This window comes from Belliella buryatensis (assembly GCF_900188245.1).
Classification (GTDB): Bacteria; Bacteroidota; Bacteroidia; order Cytophagales; family Cyclobacteriaceae; genus Belliella; species Belliella buryatensis.
In genome coordinates this window covers 1-2,146 of the sequence record NZ_FZOK01000039.1, presented here as the reverse complement: position 1 = coordinate 2,146, position 2,146 = coordinate 1, and the positions used below count along the sequence as shown (strand labels likewise).

2 protein-coding genes are annotated in these 2,146 nt (G+C 44.8%); both read right to left on the bottom strand.

Annotated elements, in window-relative coordinates; genetic code table 11:
* Nucleotides 1-325: 325 nt before the first annotated feature.
* Nucleotides 326-1,264, bottom strand: coding sequence for a PorP/SprF family type IX secretion system membrane protein (locus CHB66_RS16695; protein WP_089242546.1), 939 nt, complete (start codon nt 1,262-1,264; stop codon nt 326-328).
* A 100-nt stretch (nt 1,265-1,364) separates the two neighbouring features.
* Nucleotides 1,365-2,146: gliding motility-associated C-terminal domain-containing protein (locus CHB66_RS16690; protein WP_089242545.1), on the bottom strand; the 782-nt coding region annotated here is incomplete at its 5' end.

Sequence of the window (2,146 nt, the reverse complement as noted above, 5' to 3'; positions counted from 1 at the left end):
CTTCAGAAAATCTCCTTTGGGAATTAATCCTTTTTCCAGTCTTTAACATCTAATTTAAGGGTTAAAAACGGTCAACCTATTTCAGGGAATGACATGGAATCGTAAATATGACGGAGCCGCTTCTTTGAACGGTGAACGATGAACCTTTAACATCCTCTTTCGTGCTCTTCGGGTTTCTTAGGCAAAGCCGTTAAGTGTTAATAGTTAAAACGTTAAGCGAAGAGGATTCGTGAATATGACGGAGTCGCCACTTTGAACACTTAACGCTTAACGCTTAACACTTAACAGCCCTATTACAAAACATCACCTTACAACCTACGCTCCCTTACCATATCACCCCTCTCCTATCTCCAAACAAGGCATAGGTCAGCATAAACTCATGTGTCACATTCGGGAGCAGGTAGCTTCTTAGCATCGGCATCTCGTAGATATAGCCTATGCGCATCTTGTCAAACAGCAAGCCAAACTGGAAGTTGTTTGCGTAGTCTATTCTGTGCCCACCTCCTAGCCAGAACTTCTCTTTCAATACTACTTTCATATTGAATTCTACATTGTCTGGCAAGTCTATCTGACTCCTGTACATGAAGTTGGTTGCTAGAGCTAGGTTGTCGCTCATTCTGTTCCTGTAGCCTGCTTGGAAGATGCCTACTCTTGGCATTCTCTCCATGAATACATCTCCTGAGTTGATCGCTCCTTGATTCACATGGTGTACTGCATAAGATACATAGTAGTTTGGGTGTGTTACCGCTATCCCTAAGTTGAAGTCCATCACCTGCATATTTGAGAAGCTCCCGAGGTACTGTCCTACTATCGGGTCATCTGCTTGCTCCGTTGTCATGCTATTCCCATCTAGGCGAACAGAGCGGTAATTTAAACCAGCTCCTAATCTTAGGTTGGTCTTTTCTCCTATTTGGATTCTGGATGCATAGCTAGCTACAAACTCCGTCTCTGCAAAGGCTCCATACTGGTCATGCAGGATAGAGATACCAGCTGCGTTCTTGCCTAGGATATCTCCTGAGGCTTGACCCGAGAGTTGGCCGAAGTCTAGTTCTGCCGAGGCAAAGTAAGTCTTCGGTGCTCCCTCCCAGCCTGCCCACTGATTGCGGACAAAGCCGCGAATCATGGAACCTTCATAGCCTGTCAGGGCCGGATTGTAATAGCCCTGCAAGTGGCTGAATTGAGAGATGTATTTCCTAGATTGAGCGAGAATATCCGTTGTCGTTACAAGGGCTATTCCTATGAATAAGATGATTGTTTTTTTCATGACTTTATATTTTGAGGTCAAAGGTCAAAGGTTAAAGGAGTGACGAGTCATTTATCTACAAACTCGTCCTTTCTCCTTTTACCTAGTCCCTTTTACCTATTTACTTTCTTAACAGATTCAAGATTCCTTTTCTCACTTCTCCTGTCTCTCTCACCTCGAGTGTCCAGTAGTAGCTGCCCACAGGCATCTCCTTGCCTTCGAAGGTTCCATCCCATCTCTGATCCGGATCTTCTGTGTAGAAAAGTCGCTTGCCACTGCGCTCAAATACCTGAACTCTCGCTCCTCTGTAGTAGCGAATCTCTGGTACACCCCAGGTATCATTGATGCCATCTCCATCTGGTGTGAAGGTATTGTAGATCTCAATCTCTGATACGCGCTCTCTGTTTCTTGTGATTTCAAAGACCTTGTCCAGCGTATTGAAGTCCCTATCTGTTACCCTCACGACAATCTTGAATGTGGTTCTGCCTGCTGCAGGATCTTCACTGCTCCAGTAGAGCACATCATTGATCACCCTGAAGTATCTGTTGTCCTCCAAGCCATGTGGAACACCCAGTACATGTCTGTTGTCTATAGGATCCACTACACTCAATGTACCGATCGCTACTTCCTGACTCGTTCTAGCCCCATCGAAGGTGCTGTTGGACAATAAGATGTCTTCTGGTTTTGCTTTTGGTAGGACATTGACTTTGATTGCTGCTTGTAAAGCATCAGGATTTTTGATCCATTCAGTCTCTGCTATTTCCCCAATCAAATCATAAGTACCTCTTCTGAACCTATTCAGTGTGGATTGATTCCAAGTCACATCAAGGAAGTAAGGTCTTCCATTGGTAGCCATCAGCGCCACGCTATTTGGAAGATCAGGAACAGTCCCCCAATTCATCT